This window comes from Gordonia sp. DT218 (assembly GCF_049847105.1).
Classification (GTDB): Bacteria; Actinomycetota; Actinomycetes; order Mycobacteriales; family Mycobacteriaceae; genus Gordonia.
In genome coordinates, this window is record NZ_JBNCNS010000004.1 from 408,127 (window position 1) to 426,880 (window position 18,754).

At 64.9% G+C, this 18,754-nt stretch carries 16 protein-coding genes and 2 tRNA genes; 11 read left to right on the forward strand and 7 right to left on the reverse strand.

The annotated features are described in order from the left end of the window. Positions 1-4: 4 nt before the first annotated feature. From ACPXCG_RS17210 to rpmH, 7 genes are all read right to left on the reverse strand, one after another. Positions 5-1,003, reverse strand: coding sequence for a ParA family protein (locus ACPXCG_RS17210; RefSeq protein WP_425793218.1), 999 nt, complete (start codon positions 1,001-1,003; stop codon positions 5-7). Positions 1,004-1,146: 143 nt separating this feature from the next. Further along, on the reverse strand, positions 1,147-1,857 hold the full coding sequence (gene rsmG / locus ACPXCG_RS17215) for a 16S rRNA (guanine(527)-N(7))-methyltransferase RsmG (RefSeq protein ID WP_425793219.1): 711 nt from the start codon (positions 1,855-1,857) through the stop codon (positions 1,147-1,149). Positions 1,858-2,046: 189 nt separating this feature from the next. Continuing rightward, positions 2,047-2,781, reverse strand: coding sequence for a protein jag (locus ACPXCG_RS17220; RefSeq protein WP_425793220.1), 735 nt, complete (start codon positions 2,779-2,781; stop codon positions 2,047-2,049). Positions 2,782-2,860: 79 nt separating this feature from the next. Further along, positions 2,861-4,186 carry a membrane protein insertase YidC gene (gene yidC, locus ACPXCG_RS17225; RefSeq protein WP_425793221.1) on the reverse strand — a complete coding sequence of 442 codons (1,326 nt, stop codon included), beginning with the start codon at positions 4,184-4,186 and terminating at the stop codon, positions 2,861-2,863. 3 nt (positions 4,187-4,189) lie between these two features. Continuing rightward, positions 4,190-4,522 (reverse strand): membrane protein insertion efficiency factor YidD, encoded by a 333-nt coding sequence (gene yidD / locus ACPXCG_RS17230; RefSeq protein WP_425793223.1) that lies wholly within the window; start codon positions 4,520-4,522, stop codon positions 4,190-4,192. Continuing rightward, positions 4,519-4,941, reverse strand: a complete 423-nt coding sequence (gene rnpA / locus ACPXCG_RS17235) for a ribonuclease P protein component (RefSeq protein WP_425793225.1) — start codon at positions 4,939-4,941, stop codon at positions 4,519-4,521. Before rnpA ends, yidD begins: the two co-directional genes overlap by 4 nt. Positions 4,942-4,994: 53 nt before the next feature. Next, positions 4,995-5,138 (reverse strand): 50S ribosomal protein L34, encoded by a 144-nt coding sequence (gene rpmH, locus ACPXCG_RS17240; RefSeq protein ID WP_124709456.1) that lies wholly within the window; start codon positions 5,136-5,138, stop codon positions 4,995-4,997. A 599-nt stretch (positions 5,139-5,737) separates the two neighbouring features. Between rpmH and dnaA the strand changes: the two genes are divergently transcribed. The 11 genes from dnaA to ACPXCG_RS17295 all read left to right on the forward strand — a co-directional run. After that, positions 5,738-7,237 carry a chromosomal replication initiator protein DnaA gene (gene dnaA / locus ACPXCG_RS17245; RefSeq protein ID WP_425793227.1) on the forward strand — a complete coding sequence of 500 codons (1,500 nt, stop codon included), beginning with the start codon at positions 5,738-5,740 and terminating at the stop codon, positions 7,235-7,237. Between the two features lie 588 nt (positions 7,238-7,825). Next, positions 7,826-9,031 carry a DNA polymerase III subunit beta gene (gene dnaN, locus ACPXCG_RS17250; protein WP_425793228.1) on the forward strand — a complete coding sequence of 402 codons (1,206 nt, stop codon included), beginning with the start codon at positions 7,826-7,828 and terminating at the stop codon, positions 9,029-9,031. A 48-nt stretch (positions 9,032-9,079) separates the two neighbouring features. Next, positions 9,080-10,006 carry a phosphogluconate dehydrogenase (NAD(+)-dependent, decarboxylating) gene (gnd, locus tag ACPXCG_RS17255; protein ID WP_425793229.1) on the forward strand — a complete coding sequence of 309 codons (927 nt, stop codon included), beginning with the start codon at positions 9,080-9,082 and terminating at the stop codon, positions 10,004-10,006. A gap of 1 nt (position 10,007) precedes the next feature. Beyond that, complete coding sequence (recF, locus tag ACPXCG_RS17260; RefSeq protein ID WP_425793230.1) at positions 10,008-11,201, forward strand: DNA replication/repair protein RecF; 1,194 nt, start codon at positions 10,008-10,010, stop codon at positions 11,199-11,201. Continuing rightward, positions 11,198-11,761 carry a DUF721 family protein gene (locus tag ACPXCG_RS17265; protein WP_425793231.1) on the forward strand — a complete coding sequence of 188 codons (564 nt, stop codon included), beginning with the start codon at positions 11,198-11,200 and terminating at the stop codon, positions 11,759-11,761. Before recF ends, ACPXCG_RS17265 begins: the two co-directional genes overlap by 4 nt. A gap of 331 nt (positions 11,762-12,092) precedes the next feature. Next, positions 12,093-14,168 (forward strand): DNA topoisomerase (ATP-hydrolyzing) subunit B, encoded by a 2,076-nt coding sequence (gyrB, locus tag ACPXCG_RS17270; protein WP_425793232.1) that lies wholly within the window; start codon positions 12,093-12,095, stop codon positions 14,166-14,168. 119 nt (positions 14,169-14,287) lie between these two features. Then, entirely contained in the window at positions 14,288-16,792 is a 2,505-nt protein-coding gene (gyrA, locus tag ACPXCG_RS17275; protein WP_425793234.1) for a DNA gyrase subunit A, read from the forward strand. A 66-nt stretch (positions 16,793-16,858) separates the two neighbouring features. Continuing rightward, entirely contained in the window at positions 16,859-17,860 is a 1,002-nt protein-coding gene (locus ACPXCG_RS17280; protein WP_425793235.1) for a DUF3566 domain-containing protein, read from the forward strand. Positions 17,861-18,052: 192 nt separating this feature from the next. Continuing rightward, positions 18,053-18,126 (forward strand) — tRNA-Ile (locus tag ACPXCG_RS17285). 60 nt (positions 18,127-18,186) lie between these two features. Further along, positions 18,187-18,262, forward strand: a tRNA-Ala gene (locus ACPXCG_RS17290). 217 nt (positions 18,263-18,479) lie between these two features. Further along, positions 18,480-18,754: class II aldolase/adducin family protein (locus ACPXCG_RS17295; RefSeq protein ID WP_425793236.1), on the forward strand; the 275-nt coding region annotated here is incomplete at its 3' end.

Here is an 18,754-nt window from a genome sequence, read left to right on the forward strand (position 1 = left end):
CTCATCATTGCGCTGCACCCCGCAGCGCCAGCTCTCTGCACGCGTCGAGATAACTCATCGATCCACGTGAACCCGGGTCATATTCGATGATGGTCATGCCGAAGCCCGGGGCCTCAGAGACCTTCACGCTCCGCGGGATGATCGCCTTCAGCACCTTGTCACCGAAGTGATTGCGCACCTCGTCCGCGACCTGATCGGCGAGCTTGGTCCTGCCGTCGTACATGGTGAGCACCACGGTCGAGACATGCAGCGCCGGATTGAGATGTGCCTGGACCAACTCGATGTTGCGGAGCAGTTGGCCGACCCCCTCAAGCGCGTAGTACTCACACTGGATCGGGATCAGAACCTCTTTGGCCGCCACCATTGCATTGACCGTCAGCAGGCCGAGGGACGGCGGGCAGTCGATGAGCACGTAGTCGACGTCGAGGTCTCGTAGCGTGTCCTCGTTCAATGCGTTGCGAAGTCGGTTCTCCCGAGCGACCAACGAGACCAGTTCGATCTCGGCGCCGGCCAAGTCGAGCGTGGCAGGCACGCACAGGAGCCGATCGTTGTTGGGGCTCTTCTGGGTCGCTTCGGCGAGCGTGACCTCACCCAGCAACAGTTCATAGACCGATGCGATGTCCGGAGCGCGATGATCGATGCCGAGTGCCGTACTCGCGTTGCCCTGGGGATCGAGATCGACGACGAGGACACCGAGTCCATGCAGGGCCAGGCCCGCAGCCAGATTCACCGCGGTGGTGGTCTTGCCGACGCCGCCTTTCTGATTGGCGATCGTGAGGATCCGAGTCTTCGGCGGGCGGGGGAGTTGGCCGGAACCACCGGGCGTGAGGACCTGACTCGCGCGCGCGGCCGCAGCGGCTATCGGGGTGTCGTGGAATTCAGGTCGTGATGTCGGGGGGGCTGGGGTTGGGGGAGCTGGGGTCGGGGGAGCTGGGGTCGGGGGGGTAGGGGAGCCGCCACCGATAGTGGTTTCACGTGAAACACTCGGGTCCTGATCGACCACGCTTGGACTCCTTCGCCCGACTTCGTAACCTTCGGCAACCTGCCCCGCGTGGGCATCTCGATGATCAGCGGCTTCCGATGCCGCCGACCGATCACCGGTCTGCCGTCTATTCTGCGCCCTCCGTGGACTCCACACCAATCCGGTCACCTCTTCTTGTTGCGTGTTCGCGAACGCTTGCCAGAACCCCCGCCGATACGCCGTTTCGTCCCGATCACCACGGTGGTCGGGACGTCCAGGACGCCTTTTCCGCACTCGTCCACCCGGAGGTTGGTGATCCCGGACCGACCGACAAGATCGCGGTCGCGGTCGATCTCCTCGCGGGCAGACGCACCCTTGATGGCCACCATTCTGCCGTCCTCCCGAACCAGAGGACCGGACCACTTCGCCAAGCGCTCGAGTGGCGCCACCGCACGCGAGGTGACCACATCAGCGTCACCCACCTCCACACGGATCGCCTTCTCCTCGGCACGCCCGCGAACCACCGTCACGTCGAGCTCCAACTCCGTAACGATGCGGCGCAGGAAGTCACTCCGTCGCAGGAGAGGCTCCACGAGCGTCACAGACAGATCCGGGCGCGCGATGGCCAGGGGGATTCCCGGCAGCCCTGCGCCGCTCCCGATGTCGACGATCGACTCGCCGTCGTCGATCACGTCGCCGATGACTGCACAGTTGAGGATGTGCCGATCCCAGAGGCGCGGCACCTCCCGCGGTCCGATAAGCCCGAGAACCACACCATCACCCGCAAGTGCTTCGTGGTACCGCTCGGCGATCTCCAGACGGTCACCGAACACGGTGACGGCCTCTGGGGGAGCGGGCCGCCTATCGTCCGTCTCGGTTGGTTCCACGTGAAACATCCTTTCATCGGCAATGCTTGGGCCCGCTCTGTTTCACGTGAAACCAACGACGATGCTTTGCTTACTCCACGCGTTTCACGTGAAACAGCAGAGTGGCTGCCACCCGTGAACTACATCAGTGTGATTACTGATCCCGGATACAACAAAGTCCCGGCCGTAACCGGGACTTCGTCGGGTGCGTTCACAACACTAGCTGGATCGCAGTACCACCACACGGCGCTTGGGTTCGGCGCCCTCGCTCTCGCTCATCACGCCGTCGACAGCCGCCACAGCATCGTGCACGATCTTGCGCTCGAACGGCGTCATCGGGTCCAACTCCTCGCGGACACCCGACTCGCGAACACGTTCCGCCACCTCGCTACCGATCCGGGCCAGCCGGTCGCGACGATCCGCACGCCACCGCGCGATGTCGAGCATCAGCCGACTCCGATCGCCTGTCGCCTGCTGCACAGCCAGACGCGTCAGCTCCTGAAGCGCGTCGAGCACCTCACCCTTACGGCCCACGAGCTTCGTCAGATCATCGCCACCGTCGATGCTCACGATCGCGCGGTCACCGTCGACGTCGAGATCGATATCTCCGTCGAAGTCGAGGACGTCGAGGAGTTGCTCGAGGTAATCGCCGGCGATCTCGCCCTCTTCGACGAGACGCTCTTCATCGTCACGCTCATCATCATCCGAGTCGTCATCATCCGAGTCGTCATCATCAGACTCGTCATCATCAGACTCGTCATCCGAGTCGTCCACATCATCGGACGCGGCCTTCTCGGCGTCGGTGGCCGGAGCTTCTCCCGCAGCAGCGGTCTCGGCCCCAGCGGACTCGGCATCTGATGTCTCGACCACAGCGCTGTCGGTGACCTCACCAGCCGACTGCGCGGCGTCGTCGCGGGTCTCCTGCTCGTCCTGTGCAGCGGTCTCTGCTGTCATCTCAATTCCACCTAACTCTGCTTCTGATCAACGTCTCTGGTGCCACCCACGAAGGGGGGAGGGGAGTGGCCGCCCTCGATCAGCGGCGTCCGCCCGGACGGCCGCCCTTCTTACGTTTCGCATTGCCCTTACGGTTCTTGCCCGCGACGTGAGCGGTACCCGACTTCTGACCGGCCGGGGCCTTCTGTCCACCGGCCTCGCCACTCGGGCCCGTCTTCGCGTTCTTCGTCGTCGCGCCGCTACCGTTGCCACTCGATGCCGATTCATCTGACGGCGCGCTCGCGTCCGGGTCGGACGTCTCGGCATCGTCGGCCTCGACCGCATCAACGGTCGTCGACGACGCCGGAGCAGCCTTCGCACGGCGATCCGGACGGAGCCACCGCTGCAGACCGCTCAGCGGTCCGGCCGATGTCGCAACCGCAGCAGCAGCCGATTCCGGCTCGTCGCCGTCTCCGTCCGCCTCACCCTTGGTGAGTTTTCGACCGGGATCGGGGCGCGCACCCGGCTTGGGCGCGTTCGCTTTCTGCTTCTCCTGCTTCTCGAGTTTCGCGGCCTCTTCTTCCTTCGCGATGCGACCGAAGACGATGTGCTGCTGGCCGTAGGTCCAGATGTTGTTACTCATCCAGTACAGGAGGATGGCCACCGGGAAGAACGGACCGGTCACGAGGATGCCCAGCGGGAAGACGTACAGCGCGAGCATGTTCATCATGCGGGTCTGCGGATTCTCGAGCGCAGCCTCGGGCTGACGAGCCACCGAGGCTCGCGAGTTCATGTGCGTCGCGATCGAGGCGACGATCATCATCGGGATCACCACGACCACGATCTGTCCGCGGGTGAAGTCGATGGGGGCACCGGGCTGAACGAATGCCTGGAACTGCTCGACCGGTTCGGTGATGAATGCCGACAACGGGACACCGAACAGCCGGGCGTCCAGGAAGTTCTGGACCAGTTCCGGGCTGAAGGCGTAGTTACCCACCAGACGGGTCTGCTCCGGCGACATGCCGAGCTGGCCCATCCCGGTTGCCGTGCGGTTGAACGAACGCAGCACGTGGAACAGGCCGATGAACACCGGGACCTGCAGCAGCATCGGGAGGCAGCCGAGCAGGGGATTGAACCCGTGCTCCTTCTGCAGCTTCTGCATCTCCTCGGTCATCTTCACGCGATCCTTGGCGTACTTCTTGCGGATCGCCTGGAGCTGAGGATTGATCTCCTGCATCTTCTTCGTGGTGCGGATCTGCTTCACGAAGGGCTTGTACAGAATGGCGCGCAGGGTGAACACGAGGAACACCACCGACAGCGCCCAGGCCACACCGTTGCCTCCCGGCGTATCCGGCGTGATCTCGGCGAACAGCCAATGCCAGACCCACATGATCCAGGAGACCGGATAGTAGATGAAGTTGAGCACGGGTCAGTTACCCCTAACCTCTGACGGTGTGTTTTCGGTGGCTCTGAACAGTTCCCGGAACCCACGGTCGGGTACCGGGTCGTAGCCGGGTTTGTGCCACGGGCCGCACTTGAGCAGCCGCACGATCGACAACCACCCGCCATAGACGAATCCATGGCGGGTGAGGGCCTCGACGGCATAGGCCGAGCACGTCGGCTCGAAGCGGCACGTGGGAAGCCGCAGTGGGGAGACCCAGGTGCGGTACAGCTCGATCAGGAAGACGATGATCCGCCGCGGCAGAAGGTAGAACCACCGCGTGGGTGTTCTCCGTTCGGCCCCGTTCTCGGAATCGGTCATCGCAATGCCTGACGGTCGGAAGGGTCGAAGGTTTCCCGGACTCGACGTCGCGACAGCGCGTCGCCGATTTGTTCCGAGAGTTCGATGCTGCTGAGTTCCGCGGTCGACCTGCGGGCCCGGATGACCATCATGGTCTCGGGAATCCGGAAATCAGCACGGCACAGATGAAAGGCTGCACGGAGCCGTCGTGCCACGCGATGCCGGATGACCGCATTGCCGACGGTCTTGCTCACGATCAGCCCCAGCCACGGTCCACCGACCGTGGCGATATCGGGACCGCGCGGACCGTCGGGGCCGGTTGCCGACCCCGTAAGCGGAAGAACATGGATGACGAGGTCACGCGTAGTCACCCGCACACCGGTCTTCAGCGTGCGATCGAAGTCGGATCCCCGAGAGATCCGATGCGCAGCAGCCACCATCGATACCAGCGACCGGCGATGTCGAGGACACCGCCGGTGTTGTCGCTGTCGAATCAGGCGGTGAGCTTTGCGCGGCCCTTGCTGCGGCGACCGTTGACGATGGCGCGGCCGGCGCGGGTGCGCATCCGCAACCGGAAACCGTGCACGCGCGAGCGACGACGATTGTTGGGCTGGAAAGTCCGCTTTCCCTTGGCCATGGGTGACTCCTTGTGCTCCTGCGTGGCGCCGCGCCGACTGCACGCGCGAACCACATCCTTCTTGGTGGTCTTCTGATCCCGGTGCGGTGCCGAACTGTTGTCGGTTGGGCGTCCGTGGCTGCGCCGACCGCACCCGAACTCTCTCGGGAACGAGCACCACATGACCACAGGCCACCGCGCAAATACGCAACCTGGATGACCAGTCGAGACTACTGAGTACGACCGAGCAAATCAAACGAGCACAAGGCAAACACCGCCCCACGTGACGTCGCACACAGGTCACCCCGGGTGGACCACCATCCGGATGCACAATCGCGGTGACCTAATCCACCGATTCACTTTGTCGGCGGGACTGCACTCTGTTAACTTCGGGCGCAGAGTCAACGAAGAGAACGATTCAGTGGACCCTTCCGGCCGCCAGAGCGCTCAACGTACCCCCAGATCTGTACACAGCTGTGGACAACCATGTGGACAACTCGTGGCAGGGTGCGGCATGGTGACATCCTCATGACCGACGCTGGTCGTTGTTCCGGCAGGAGGGCCTGGCTACTTATGAGTGATGCACCGTTGATTGACGCCCCGTTGAGTGATGCACCGTGATGAGTGATCGCGATACGTTCGGCGAGGTCTGGCAGAGCGTGGTGGCCGAGCTCAACAACGATGCCGCCGCCCACGACCACGAACCGTTGACCCGCCAGCAGAAGGCCTGGCTCTCGCTCGTCCAGCCGCTCACCCTCGCCGAGGGGTTCGCACTGCTCACCGTGCCGACCCCGTTGGTCCAGGAACAGATCGAGCGCAACCTCCGCGACACCATCCGATCGGCGCTGAGCCGGCACCTCGGCCAGCCGGTCGATCTCGGCGTCCGCATATCCACTCCGGTCGTCGAGGAGCCGCTCCCCGAACCCGTGGCACCGATGACCGAGCGATCCGATCCCGCGGTCGCCACCGTCGCACCGCCCGCGCCCGCCCAGAGCGGCTTCGACGGACGACCCGAACGTGCTTCCACCTCGGAGCCCGCCGACTGGTCGACCTACTTCGCCGAGCGGCCGACTGCCGGGCAGTCGCCGTCGAGTGCCAACCTCAGTCCGAAGTACACCTTCGACACCTTCGTCATCGGAGCATCGAACCGATTCGCCCACGCGTCAGCCGTCGCCGTCGCCGAGGCACCCGCCCGCGCCTACAACCCCCTCTTCATCTGGGGCGAGTCCGGCCTCGGCAAGACCCACCTCCTGCACGCGGCCGGCCACTACGCGCAACGGCTGTTTCCCGGGATGCGGGTGAAGTACGTCTCCACCGAGGAGTTCACCAACGACTTCATCAACTCCCTGCGTGACGACCGGCGGGTCGCGTTCAAACGCCGGTACCGCGACGTCGACGTCCTGCTCGTCGACGACATCCAGTTCCTGATCGGCAAAGAAGGTATCCAGGAAGAGTTCTTCCACACCTTCAACACGCTGCACAACGCCAGCAAGCAGATCGTCGTCTCGTCCGATCGTCCACCGAAACAGCTTGCGACACTGGAGGACCGACTCCGAACTCGTTTCGAGTGGGGTCTGATCACCGATGTTCAGCCGCCCGACCTGGAGACGCGGATCGCGATCCTGCGCAAGAAGGCGCAGATGGACAACATCGCCGTGCCCGACGACGTGCTCGAACTCATCGCGTCGAAGATCGAACGCAACATCCGCGAGCTCGAGGGCGCCCTCATCCGGGTCACCGCCTTCGCCTCCCTCAACAACGCCGACCTCGACAAGTCGCTCGCCGAGGTGGTCCTGCAGGCGCTGCTGCCCAACTCCGGGACCCTCGAGGTCAGTGCAGCCAGCATTCTGGCGATCACCGCCGAGTACTTCGACATCTCCGTCGAGGAGCTCCGCGGACCCGGCAAGACCAGATCGATCGCACAGGCGCGGCAGATCTCCATGTACCTCTGCCGCGAACTGACCGACCTCTCACTCCCGAAGATCGGCGAGACGTTCGATCGCGACCACACCACGGTCATGTACGCCGAGCGCAAGATCCGCAAGGAGATGGCCGAGCGACGCAAGGTCTACGACCACGTCCAGGAGCTCACCGCGCGCATCAAGCAACGCGCCGTCTGAGCCACTCCGCCGACAACTCTCGACTCGAACCACAGGGTTTGTCATGCCCGGATCCCTTGGATCCGAGCGGATCCAGTGACCGATTCTTGTCATCAGCCGTTGTGGACAACCCTCGGGATAACCGGCGCCCACTTGTGCACCGAGCGTGGAGAGAGGTTGAACAATCGTGGGATTCCACATGACCGAGCGATCGGCTCGACAGATATCCACCGCACGTCCACAACCACCCGTCCGCGCTGACCAGCCACAACCAGCATCCGTACACAGATCCACAGGCCCTATTACTGTCATGGATCCTTCTCTAGAGAATCTCTTATAAAAGAAGGGACTGTGCACAGTGAGCGTCGGAACACGATCACCGCCGCGACATCACCGCGTTCAGTTCCCCCCAACACCCCCCCGTCTGGCACCCTCGTTCTACAGTGGAATCCCAACCCGGAATCCCATTCGCATGAGCGAGCGGTACTCCGGCGGGAATCCCCATGCGAACCGCTCAAAGCACTCGCCCCGGGTCGATCCGGATCGGTGCTCGGCGGATTCGGGTGGACGTGACGAGAGTCAGCAGACGAAGAAGGGCAACCACCCAGCATGAAGTTCCGTGTCGCGCGTGACGAGTTCGCAGATTCCGTTGCCTGGGTGGCCCGCAGCCTGCCGGCGCGTCCACCGGTTCCGGTGCTCGGATGCGTCGTCCTGACCGTCGGGGACCCGGGCGCCGAGAACGCAGCGAGCGGGCCTAATGGCGACGGCTTGGAAGTCTCGGGCTTCGACTACGAGGTGTCCGCCCAGGAGACCGTCGCGGCCGAGGTCGCCGAGCCCGGCAAGGTTCTCGTCTCCGGGCGGTTGCTCGCCGACATCACCAAGGCGCTGCCCAACAAGCCCGTCGACGTGAGCCTCGACGGCACGCGCGTCGCCATCGCCTGCGGCAGCGCCAAGTTCTCCCTGCCGACGATGCCCGTGGAGGATTACCCGGAGCTGCCGACCCCGCCGTCGGTCACCGGGACCATCCCCGCGCAGATCTTCGCCGAGGCGATCGGCCAGGTCGCCGTCGCCGCCGGCCGCGACGACACGCTGCCGATGCTGACCGGTGTCCGCGTCGAGATCGAGGGCAACCGCGTCGTCCTCGCCGCCACCGACCGGTTCCGCCTCGCGGTCCGCGAATTGGAGTGGGATCCGACTGCTCCGGACACCTCCGGCGCCGTGCTGGTACCGGCCAAGACACTTTCCGAGAGCGCCCGTACCGCGGGATCCGAGTCCACGGGACAGATCTCGTTGGCATTCGGCACCGGATCCGGCATCGGCGGCGAGGGGATCCTCGGCATCCTGGGTGAGACCAAGCGCACCACCACCCGCTTGCTCGACGCCGAGTTCCCGAAGTTCCGTCAGTTGCTCCCGGCCAGCCACACCGCCATCGCGACCATCGAGAGCGCCCCCCTGATCGAGGCGATCAAGCGTGTCGCGCTCGTTGCCGAGCGCGGGGCACAGGTGCGGATGGAGTTCAGTGAGGGCACCTTGCTGCTCACCGCAGGTGGCGACGAGGCAGGCAAGGCGGAGGAGGAACTCGCCGTGCAGTTCCACGGCGAGCCCCTCACGATCGCCTTCAACCCCGGGTACCTGCAGGACGGGCTGTCCGCCATCGGCGTCGCGTCGGTGGATTTCGGATTCACCACGCCGAGCCGACCCGCGGTGCTGCGTCCGTCGACCGGCGAGGAGCCGGTGGCCGACGAGTCGGGCGCGTACGTCGCGCCGGACAGCGTCTTCACTTACCTGCTGATGCCGGTCCGTCTCCCCGGCTGACCCGCGGATCCGTCCATTTTCCAAGCGTCACCGAGCGGAGGGTCGTCGATGCAACTCGGACTGGTCGGTCTCGGGAAGATGGGTGCCAACATGCGCACCCGAATCCAGGAGGCGGGACATCACGTCGTGGGGTACGACCCACGACCGGAGGTCTCCGACGTCGCCTCCCTCGCCGACATGGTCGGTGCTCTCGAGGCGCCGCGGGTGATCTGGGTGATGGTGCCGTCCGGAGATCCGACGCGGACCACGGTGGCTGGACTCGCGGATCTGCTAGAGGTCGGTGACCTGGTCATCGACGGTGGAAACTCCAAGTACACCGATGACCTGCCGAATGCACAGGCCTTGGGAGCCAAGGGAATCGGGTACATCGACTGCGGTGTGTCCGGCGGTGTCTGGGGCCTGGAGAACGGCTACGGACTGATGGTCGGCGGATCCGACGACGACGTCGCGCGGGCCATGCCGATCTTCGACGCATTGCGGCCACAGGGGGACCGTGCCGACGGTTTCGCCCATGCCGGCCCGGTCGGCGCCGGGCATTACGCCAAGATGGTCCACAACGGTGTCGAGTACGGGCTGATGCACGCCTACGGCGAGGGTTACGAACTGCTGTGCGCCGAGCCGCTGATCACCGACGTCGAGGGCACCCTCCGGGCCTGGACCAAGGGGACGGTGGTCCGGTCCTGGCTGCTGGAACTGCTGGTGCGGGCGCTGCAGGAGGATCCTGGATTCTCCGAGATCTCCGACTACACCACGGATTCCGGCGAGGGACGGTGGACCGTCGAGGAGGCCATCCGGCATTCGGTGCCGGCCAACGTCATCTCGGCGGCGTTGTTCGCGCGATTCGCGTCCCGCCAGGATCAGGGATCGCCGGCGCTGAAGGCGGTGTCCGCGCTGCGTAACCAGTTCGGCGGACATTCGGTGACCGACAAGCAGGGGCGTTCGGTCGGCGAAACCGGTACGCCTGCCGCGGATTGACGTGTTCGTTCGCGACCTGCGTCTGCGTGACTTCCGATCCTGGCGCGAGATCGACCTGACCCTACGCCCTGAACCCACCATCTTCGTGGGGCGCAACGGATTCGGGAAGACCAACCTGCTCGAGGCCGTCTTCTATCTGGCACATCTGAGGTCGCACCGGGTGAGTTCCGACGCGCCGCTGGTCCACAGTGGCGCCGATGCCGCACTGGTCACGGCGACGGTGGAGAACGCCGGCCGCGAACTCACCGTTCAGTTGCAGATCAAGGCGGACGGGGCCAACAAGGCTACCGTCAACGGCAGCCCATCCCGTCGGTCCCGCGACATCCTCGGGATCCTGCGTGCGGTGATGTTCGCACCGGAAGACCTGATGTTGATCCGCGGAGACCCGTCGGACCGACGACGCTTCATCGACGAATTGGTGGCACAGCGCGGCCCACGTTGGGCAGCAACACGTTCCGACTACGATCGGGTTCTCCGTCAGCGTTCGGCGCTGCTCAAGACCGCCGGCGCGGCACTCCGGCGCGGCGGTTCCGACGCGGATTCGGTGATCAGCACTCTCGACGTCTGGGACGGTCAGCTCGCCGACCTGGGCGGGCAGGTCACCGCGGCGCGGATCGAGGTTCTCCGCGATCTGACCCCCCATGTCACCGAGTCCTATGCGGCGATCGCACCGCATTCACGTCCGGCGACCCTGGCTTACCGCGCCGCCGCCGGCCCGGACGTGGTCCCGCACGACGACGGGCCGGTCTCCGCCGACGAGATCGGTGCGATCCTGCTGGCCCGGCTCAGCGAGCTGCGCACCAAGGAGATCGACCGCGGGGTCAGTCTGGTCGGTCCGCACCGTGACGACATCGACATCGTGCTCGGCGACGATGTGGCGAAGGGGTTCGCGAGCCACGGCGAATCGTGGTCGCTGGCGCTGGCGCTGCGACTCGGATCAGTCGAGCTCGTGCGGGCCGACGGGGTGGAACCGGTGATCATGCTCGACGACGTGTTCGCCGAGCTCGACGCTCAGCGTCGAGCGCAACTGGTGACGTTCACCGAATCGGCCGAACAGCTGCTGGTCACCGCTGCCGTCCCCGACGACATCCCGTCGGCGATCGCGGGTCGGCGCGTCAATGTCGGCGTGACGGAGGACAATGGTTCCCGAAGCTCGGTCGTGAGCGGCGACGACATCGGGGAGGGCGACACATGAGCGACGACTCGGCGGTGCCCGATCGGCCGGATGGCGCGGGCACGCCGTCATCGGGTTACGAACTGGCCCGACAGGCGCTCGAGGAGGCCCGCGCAGCCGCGCGGGCTGCGGGTAAGTCGGTCGGTCAGGGACGTTCCTCGCCCATCACGGGTGTGCGCCGGAACGCGGGCAGGCGACGGAGATGGTCCGGATCCGGTCCCGACGGACGCGATCCGCAGCCGCTTGGACGGCTCGCCGGCAATATCGCCAAGGACCGCGGCTGGCAGCCGCATATCGGTCAGGGCACCCTGTTCGGGATGTGGGAGCAGATCGTCGGCACCGACATCGCCGCTCATGCACAACCGACAACGTTGAGCGACAACGTCTTACACATCCAGGCGGAGTCGACGGCGTGGGCAACCCAGCTGCGGTACATGCAGTCGACCATTCTCGCGAAGATCGCCGCCGCCGTCGGCGACGGCATGGTGACCAGCCTCCGGATCACCGGACCGAAGGCGCCGTCGTGGCGCAAGGGTCCCCGGCACATCTCCGGTCGTGGTCCGCGGGACACCTACGGCTGAGAGCCACCTCGCCACTTGCCGGGCCGCGCCTAGCAGATTCCGGACCGCAAAGCGAGGTCAGCTTTCCCCCAGACCGTAGATTTGCCTCCGATCCACAATCGGACCGGCATCGGCCGAAAAAAATCGATCTACGCGGACGGTAGCGGCCCCGGATACCCGTTTCTGTTCGGGTCAGGCAGTACTATGTAGTAGTTGTCCCGACAGGGGTGGACGTCAGCCGGTCTCCGGGCCCGGGCTGTATACCGATCTCGTCCGCGTCACCGGCGCGGATCAGGTCGACGTGTGTCCACTGCTGCGGGTATCACCGAGACAGAAGGAGCGGACGCAACTCGTGGCCGACACCAACGACACCAGCCAGTCTGACAGCGCTGCGGCGAAGAAGGACCGTAAGCCGAAGAAGTCGGGCGAGTACGGCGCCGACTCGATCAGCATCCTCGAAGGTCTCGAAGCCGTCCGGAAACGGCCCGGTATGTACATCGGGTCGACCGGCGAGCGAGGGCTACATCACCTGATCTGGGAGGTCGTCGACAACTCGGTCGACGAAGCGATGGCCGGCCACGCGAGCCGGGTGGACGTCACCCTCCTCGAAGACGGCGGTGTCCAGGTCGTCGACGACGGTCGTGGCATTCCGGTGGACATGCACAAGACGGGCGTGCCCACCGTCGAGGTGGTCATGACCCAACTGCACGCCGGCGGCAAGTTCGATTCCGAGGCGTACGCCGTCTCCGGTGGTCTCCACGGCGTGGGCATCTCGGTGGTCAACGCGTTGTCGACCAAGGTCGAACTCGAGATCAACTACGGCGGATTCCACTGGGACCAGACCTACGACTACGCGAAGCCGGGCCCGCTCAACCAGGGCGATGCCACCCGCAAGACCGGCACCACCGTCCGGTTCTGGCCGGACGACAAGATCTTCGAGTCCACGGCCTTCAGCGCTGAGACGATCGCCCGCCGTCTGCAGGAGATGGCCTTCCTCAACAAGGGCCTGACCATCACCCTCACCGACAATCGTCTCAGTGACGAAGCGGTGGTCGCCGAGGCCGAGATGGACGAGGGCGACGACTCGGCCGAAAGCATCAAGTCGGAGGCCGAGAAGGTCCAGAAGGCGGCCAAGGTCCGCACCCGCACCTACCACTATGCCGACGGCCTGATCGACTACATCAAGCACCTCAATCGCACCAAGAACGCCATCCACACCTCGGTGATCGGGTTCACCGCCAAGGGCACCGGGCATGAGCTCGAGATCGCGATGCAGTGGAACGCCGGCTATTCGGAGTCGGTGCACACCTTTGCGAACACGATCAACACCCATGAGGGTGGTACCCACGAAGAGGGCTTCCGTGCGGCACTGACCAGCACCGTCAACAAGTACGCCTACGACAAGAAGCTCCTCAAGGAGAAGGACGGCAAGCTCACCGGCGACGACATCCGCGAAGGCCTCGCAGCGGTCATCTCGGTGAAGGTCGGCGATCCGCAGTTCGAGGGCCAGACCAAGACCAAACTCGGCAACACCGAGGTCAAGAGCTTTGTGCAGAAGACCTGCAACGAGCATCTCGGACATTGGTTCGAGGCCAATCCCGCCGAGGCGAAGACCATCGTCAAGAAGGCGGTCGACTCGGCGCAGGCACGTATGGCGGCACGCAAGGCACGAGAGTTGGTGCGGCGTAAGACCGCAACCGACATCGGTGGTCTGCCCGGCAAGCTGGCCGACTGCCGCAGCAACGATCCCAGCAAGTGCGAGGTCTACATCGTCGAGGGCGACTCGGCCGGTGGCAGTGCGAAATCCGGTCGGGACTCGATGTACCAGGCGATCCTGCCGTTGCGCGGCAAGATCATCAACGTGGAGAAGGCGCGCATCGATCGCGTGCTGAAGAACACCGAGGTCCAGTCGATCATCACGGCCTTCGGTACCGGCATCCACGACGAGTTCGATCTCGCCAAACTGCGGTATCACAAGATCGTGCTGATGGCCGACGCCGATGTCGACGGTCAGCACATCTCGACCCTGCTGCTCACCCTGCTGTTCCGGTTCATGCGGCCCCTCGTCGAACACGGACACGTGTTCCTCGCGCAGCCACCGCTGTACAAACTCAAGTGGCAGAAGAGCGCTCCCGAGTTCGCCTACTCCGACCGCGAGCGTGACGGACTCCTCGAGGCCGGCCGGACCGCGGGCCGGAAGATCAACGCCGACGACGGTATCCAGCGTTACAAGGGTCTCGGCGAGATGAATGCCAAGGAACTGTGGGAGACCACGATGGATCCCTCGGTCCGGGTGCTTCGTCAGGTGACGCTCGATGATGCGGCCGCCGCCGACGAACTGTTCTCGATCCTGATGGGGGAGGATGTCGCCGCCCGCCGCAGCTTCATCGCCCGTAACGCCAAAGATGTTCGCTTCCTGGATGTCTGACCACACTTCGCCGGCCGCCCCGCCGGTTGAGGTGCGAGGCACCATCCTGAGATGCGAGGAACGAGCCACGAAGGAAGCGCTGGCGACGAGCTCGAAACCCTGTGTGAGAAGGAATCTTCATGACTGACACCACGCTGCCACCCGCCGACGGGCCCGGGGACCGGATCGAACCGGTCGACCTCGGCCAGGAGATGCAGAACAGCTACATCGATTACGCGATGAGCGTGATCGTTGGCCGCGCGCTCCCGGAGGTTCGCGACGGCCTCAAGCCGGTGCACCGCCGACTGCTCTACGCATCCTTCGACGCCGGTTTCCGGCCCGATCGCAGTTACGTGAAATCGGCGAAACCCGTTGCGGAGACGATGGGTAACTATCACCCCCACGGTGACTCCGCGATCTATGACGCGCTGGTGCGTCTCGCCCAGCCGTGGTCGATGCGCTATCCCCTCATCGACGGGCAGGGCAATTTCGGTTCGCGTGGTAACGACGGCGCGGCCGCGATGCGTTACACCGAGGCCCGCCTCACCCCGTTGGCGATGGAGATGCTGCGCGACATCGACAAGGAGACAGTCGATTTCACGCCCAACTATGACGGCAAGACCAACGAGCCGACCGTCCTCCCGTCGCGTATCCCGAACCTGCTGATCAACGGTTCCGGCGGTATCGCGGTGGGTATGGCCACCAACATCCCGCCGCACAACCTGAACGAGGTTGCGGCCGCGGTGTTCTGGGCGCTCGACAATCCGGATTCGGATGACGAGGCCCTGCTGGCCGCGTGTATGGCTTGCGTCAAGGGACCGGATTTCCCCACGGCGGCACTCATCGTCGGCGGACAGGGCATCAAGGATGCCTACACCACCGGCCGTGGCAGTGTCCGGATGCGCAGCGTCGTCGACATCGAGGAGAACAAGGGCACCACGACCCTCGTCGTCACGGAACTGCCGTATCAGGTCAACCCCGACAACTTGATCCAGTCGATCGCCGAACAGGTGAACGAAGGAAAACTCAAGGGCATCAGCCGGATCGAGGACCAGTCCTCGGACCGCGTGGGGATGCGTATCGTGGTCACCCTGCGCCGCGATGCCGTCGCCAAGGTCGTCCTGAACAACCTGTACAAGCACAGTCAGCTGCAGACCAGCTTCGGCGTCAACATGCTGTCGATCGTCGACGGTGTGCCGCGCACCCTGCGTCTCGATCAGATGATCCGTTACTACGTGGCGCACCAGATCGACGTGATCGTGCGGCGGACGCGGTACCTGTTGCGCAAGGCCGAGGAACGAGCCCACATCTTGCGCGGTCTGGTCAAGGCGCTCGACGCCCTCGACGAGGTGATCGCGCTGATCCGTGCGTCGGCCAACACCGAGTCCGCGCGCACCGGGCTGATGGATCTGCTGGAGATCGACGAGGTCCAGGCCGATGCCATCCTCGCGATGCAGCTGCGCCGGCTGTCGGCGTTGGAGCGACAGAAGATCGTCGACGAGCTCGCCGACATCGAGCGGGAGATCGCCGACTACAAGGACATCCTGGACAAGCCGGAGCGGCAGCGGGCCATCGTCCGCGACGAGCTGACCGAGGTCGTCGAGAAGTACGGGGACGAGCGCCGGACCAAGATCATCGCGGCCGACGGTGACGTCTCCGACGAGGATCTGATCGCCCGCGAGGACGTGGTCGTCACGATCACCGAGACCGGCTACGCGAAACGTACGCGAACCGACCTCTACCGCAGCCAGCGCCGCGGCGGTAAGGGTGTGCAGGGTGCCGGGCTCAAGCAGGACGACATCGTCAAGCACTTCTTCGTCAGCTCGACGCACGACTGGATCCTGTTCTTCACCACCAAGGGCCGCGTGTACCGCGCCAAGGCGTACGAGTTGCCCGAGGCCAACCGCACCGCTCGCGGTCAGCACGTCGCCAATCTCCTCGCGTTCCAGCCGGAGGAGCGGATCGCGCAGGTCATCCAGCTGAAGACCTATCAGGACGCGCCGTATCTGGTGCTCGCGACCCGCAACGGGCTGGTGAAGAAGTCGAAGCTCGAGGACTTCGACTCGAACCGTTCCGGTGGCATCGCGGCGATCAACCTACGCGGTGAGGACGAACTGGTCGGCGCACAGTTGTGCAGCGCCGATGACGATCTGCTGCTCGTGTCGCAGAAGGGGCAGTCGATCCGGTTCCACGCCGATGACGAGGCACTGCGGCCGATGGGTCGACAGACCTCGGGTGTGCAGGGCATGCGCTTCAACGGCGACGACGAACTCTTGTCGCTCAATGTGGTCCGAGAGGGTACGTACCTCCTCGTCGCGACCTCGGGCGGCTACGCCAAGCGGACCGCGATGGACGACTATCCCCTCCAGGGACGTGGCGGCAAGGGCGTGCTGACCATCCAGCACGACCGCAGGCGCGGAGAGATCGTCGGTGCGCTGATCGTCGACGACGACTCGGAGCTGTACGCCATCACCTCGGGTGGCGGCGTGATCCGGACGGGTGCCAAGCAGGTCCGACGTGCAGGTCGGCAGACCAAGGGGGTGCGTCTGATGAACCTCGACGAAGGCACCACCTTGCTCGCCATCGCCCGTAATGCCGACGAACCGGACGAGGAACCAGAAGCATCGGCGGGTCCCGGCAAGTAGCGTCCGGGCTCGGAGACCGGTAGCAGTTAGTGTGGGGCATACGACCACCGAATGAGGGAATTGCCAGTGAGCTCACCGAACACACCGGACGACAAGAAGCCGACAAACGGGGATGTCGGTCCTCATACGGTCTCTGGTCCGGGTGCACAGGCGCCCGGATCCGGGAGCGGGCCGGGGTCTCATGGCGCCGGGAGCGGCGCGAGCGGGCCGGGGTCTCATGGCGCCGGGAGTGGCGCGAGCGGGCCGCACGCGAGTGGTCCGGGAAGCCTCGTGCCGCCGTGGCAGCGCGGTCCGAACGGGACGACACCAGGCCAGGCGCCGACGGGTCCGAACGGGTCACCGCAACACGGCGAGGGTCCCAACGGAACCGCGCATCAGCCCGGACCGCCGCCGCGCGGGATCGTCAGTGCCACCGCTGCCGCCAGCATGGCCGGTCAGCAGGCGCCGATCACCAAACTCGACGATCCTCGAGGCGATTCGGCCACGTCGAACTTCCGAGGTGAATCGAGCGGACCGCGGGGAAGCACCGCGACGGCCACCGAGGAGTCGACGGAGAAGTTCGTCGAGTCGCCGACCAGGCACATCGAGCGGGACGAGCTGCCCGGTGAGAAGATGCCGAATCTGGACGCCATTCACCATGTGAACGCGCAACCAGCAGCGCAACAGACTGCGGCGCGGTCGGCACCCACGTCGATCGGTGGCAGGCCGCTGCGGGCGCCCGTTCAGATCCGACGTATCGATCCCTGGGCGACCTTCAAGATCGCGGCAGTGCTGTCGGTGGCCGGCTTTCTGATCTGGATGATCTCGGTGGCGGTGCTGTATCTGATCCTCGACGGCATGGGCGTGTGGGACCAGGTCAACAGTTCGTTCGGCACCCTGGTGACCGCGGACGGATCCAGCAGCGAAGGCGACATCATCGGGGCGGGCTCGGTGTTCGGCTGGGCCGTGCTGCTCGGGGCCATCAATGCGATCCTGTTGACCGCTCTGGCGACCATCGGTGCCTACATCTACAACCTCTGCGCCGACATGATCGGCGGCGCCGAGGTGACGCTCGCCGACCTGGACTGACAGGTGGCACCTCGCGTCGGTCGAATAGCGCCGAAGCCGCGGTCCCTCTCGTTGGTCGACTAGCGGCGACGAGGAGCCGCGGTCCTTCTTGTCGGTCGAGTAGCGGCGACGAAGGAGCCGCGTATCGAGACCCCCCGACCACCCGTTTTGTATGTTCGGGCTTCGTTCGGGTAATCTCACACCTCGGTTCAAGGGCCTATAGCTCAGGCGGTTAGAGCGCTTCGCTGATAACGAAGAGGTCGGAGGTTCAAGTCCTCCTAGGCCCACTGCGAGAGGTGTTCCGCGCACCCGATTCGCACCCAGTTCGGTCGTGACGCGACCGGTCCGGGGCCTTAGCTCAGTTGGTAGAGCGCTGCCTTTGCAAGGCAGATGTCAGGAGTTCGAATCTCCTAGGCTCCACCATTTCGACCGTCCTCTCCCTGAGACCTCAGCGTCTCCCCTCGTGCGGGCGCATTTCGATCCTCCAGAAACCTCACCTGTCGCAAACGACCTTTGTCGCGCCAAAGGTGTCTGACGAGGGTTGGGGTGGCTGCCGTCCCTCGTGGATCGCCCGCGACGCTCACGGGTCTATGAATCCGATGACACACTGGATGCCTCGTAGCGGAGAGGTGGGCTGTCCATGGTGCCGGAGCCGGTGCAGGTCGACGAGGCGGAACTCCGTCGACAATTGGCGGCCGTCTACCGGCTGGTGGCGCACTTCACGATGACCGACCTCATCTTCACGCACATCTCCGTGCGGCTACCCGGACCCGACGACCAGTTCCTGATCAATCCGTACGGACTGTTGTTCGAGGAGATCACGGCGTCCAACCTGGTTCGGATCGATCTCGACGGCCAGGTGGTCGGGGAGACCTCGGCGCCGGTCAATCCGGCCGGGTTCGTCATTCACAGCGC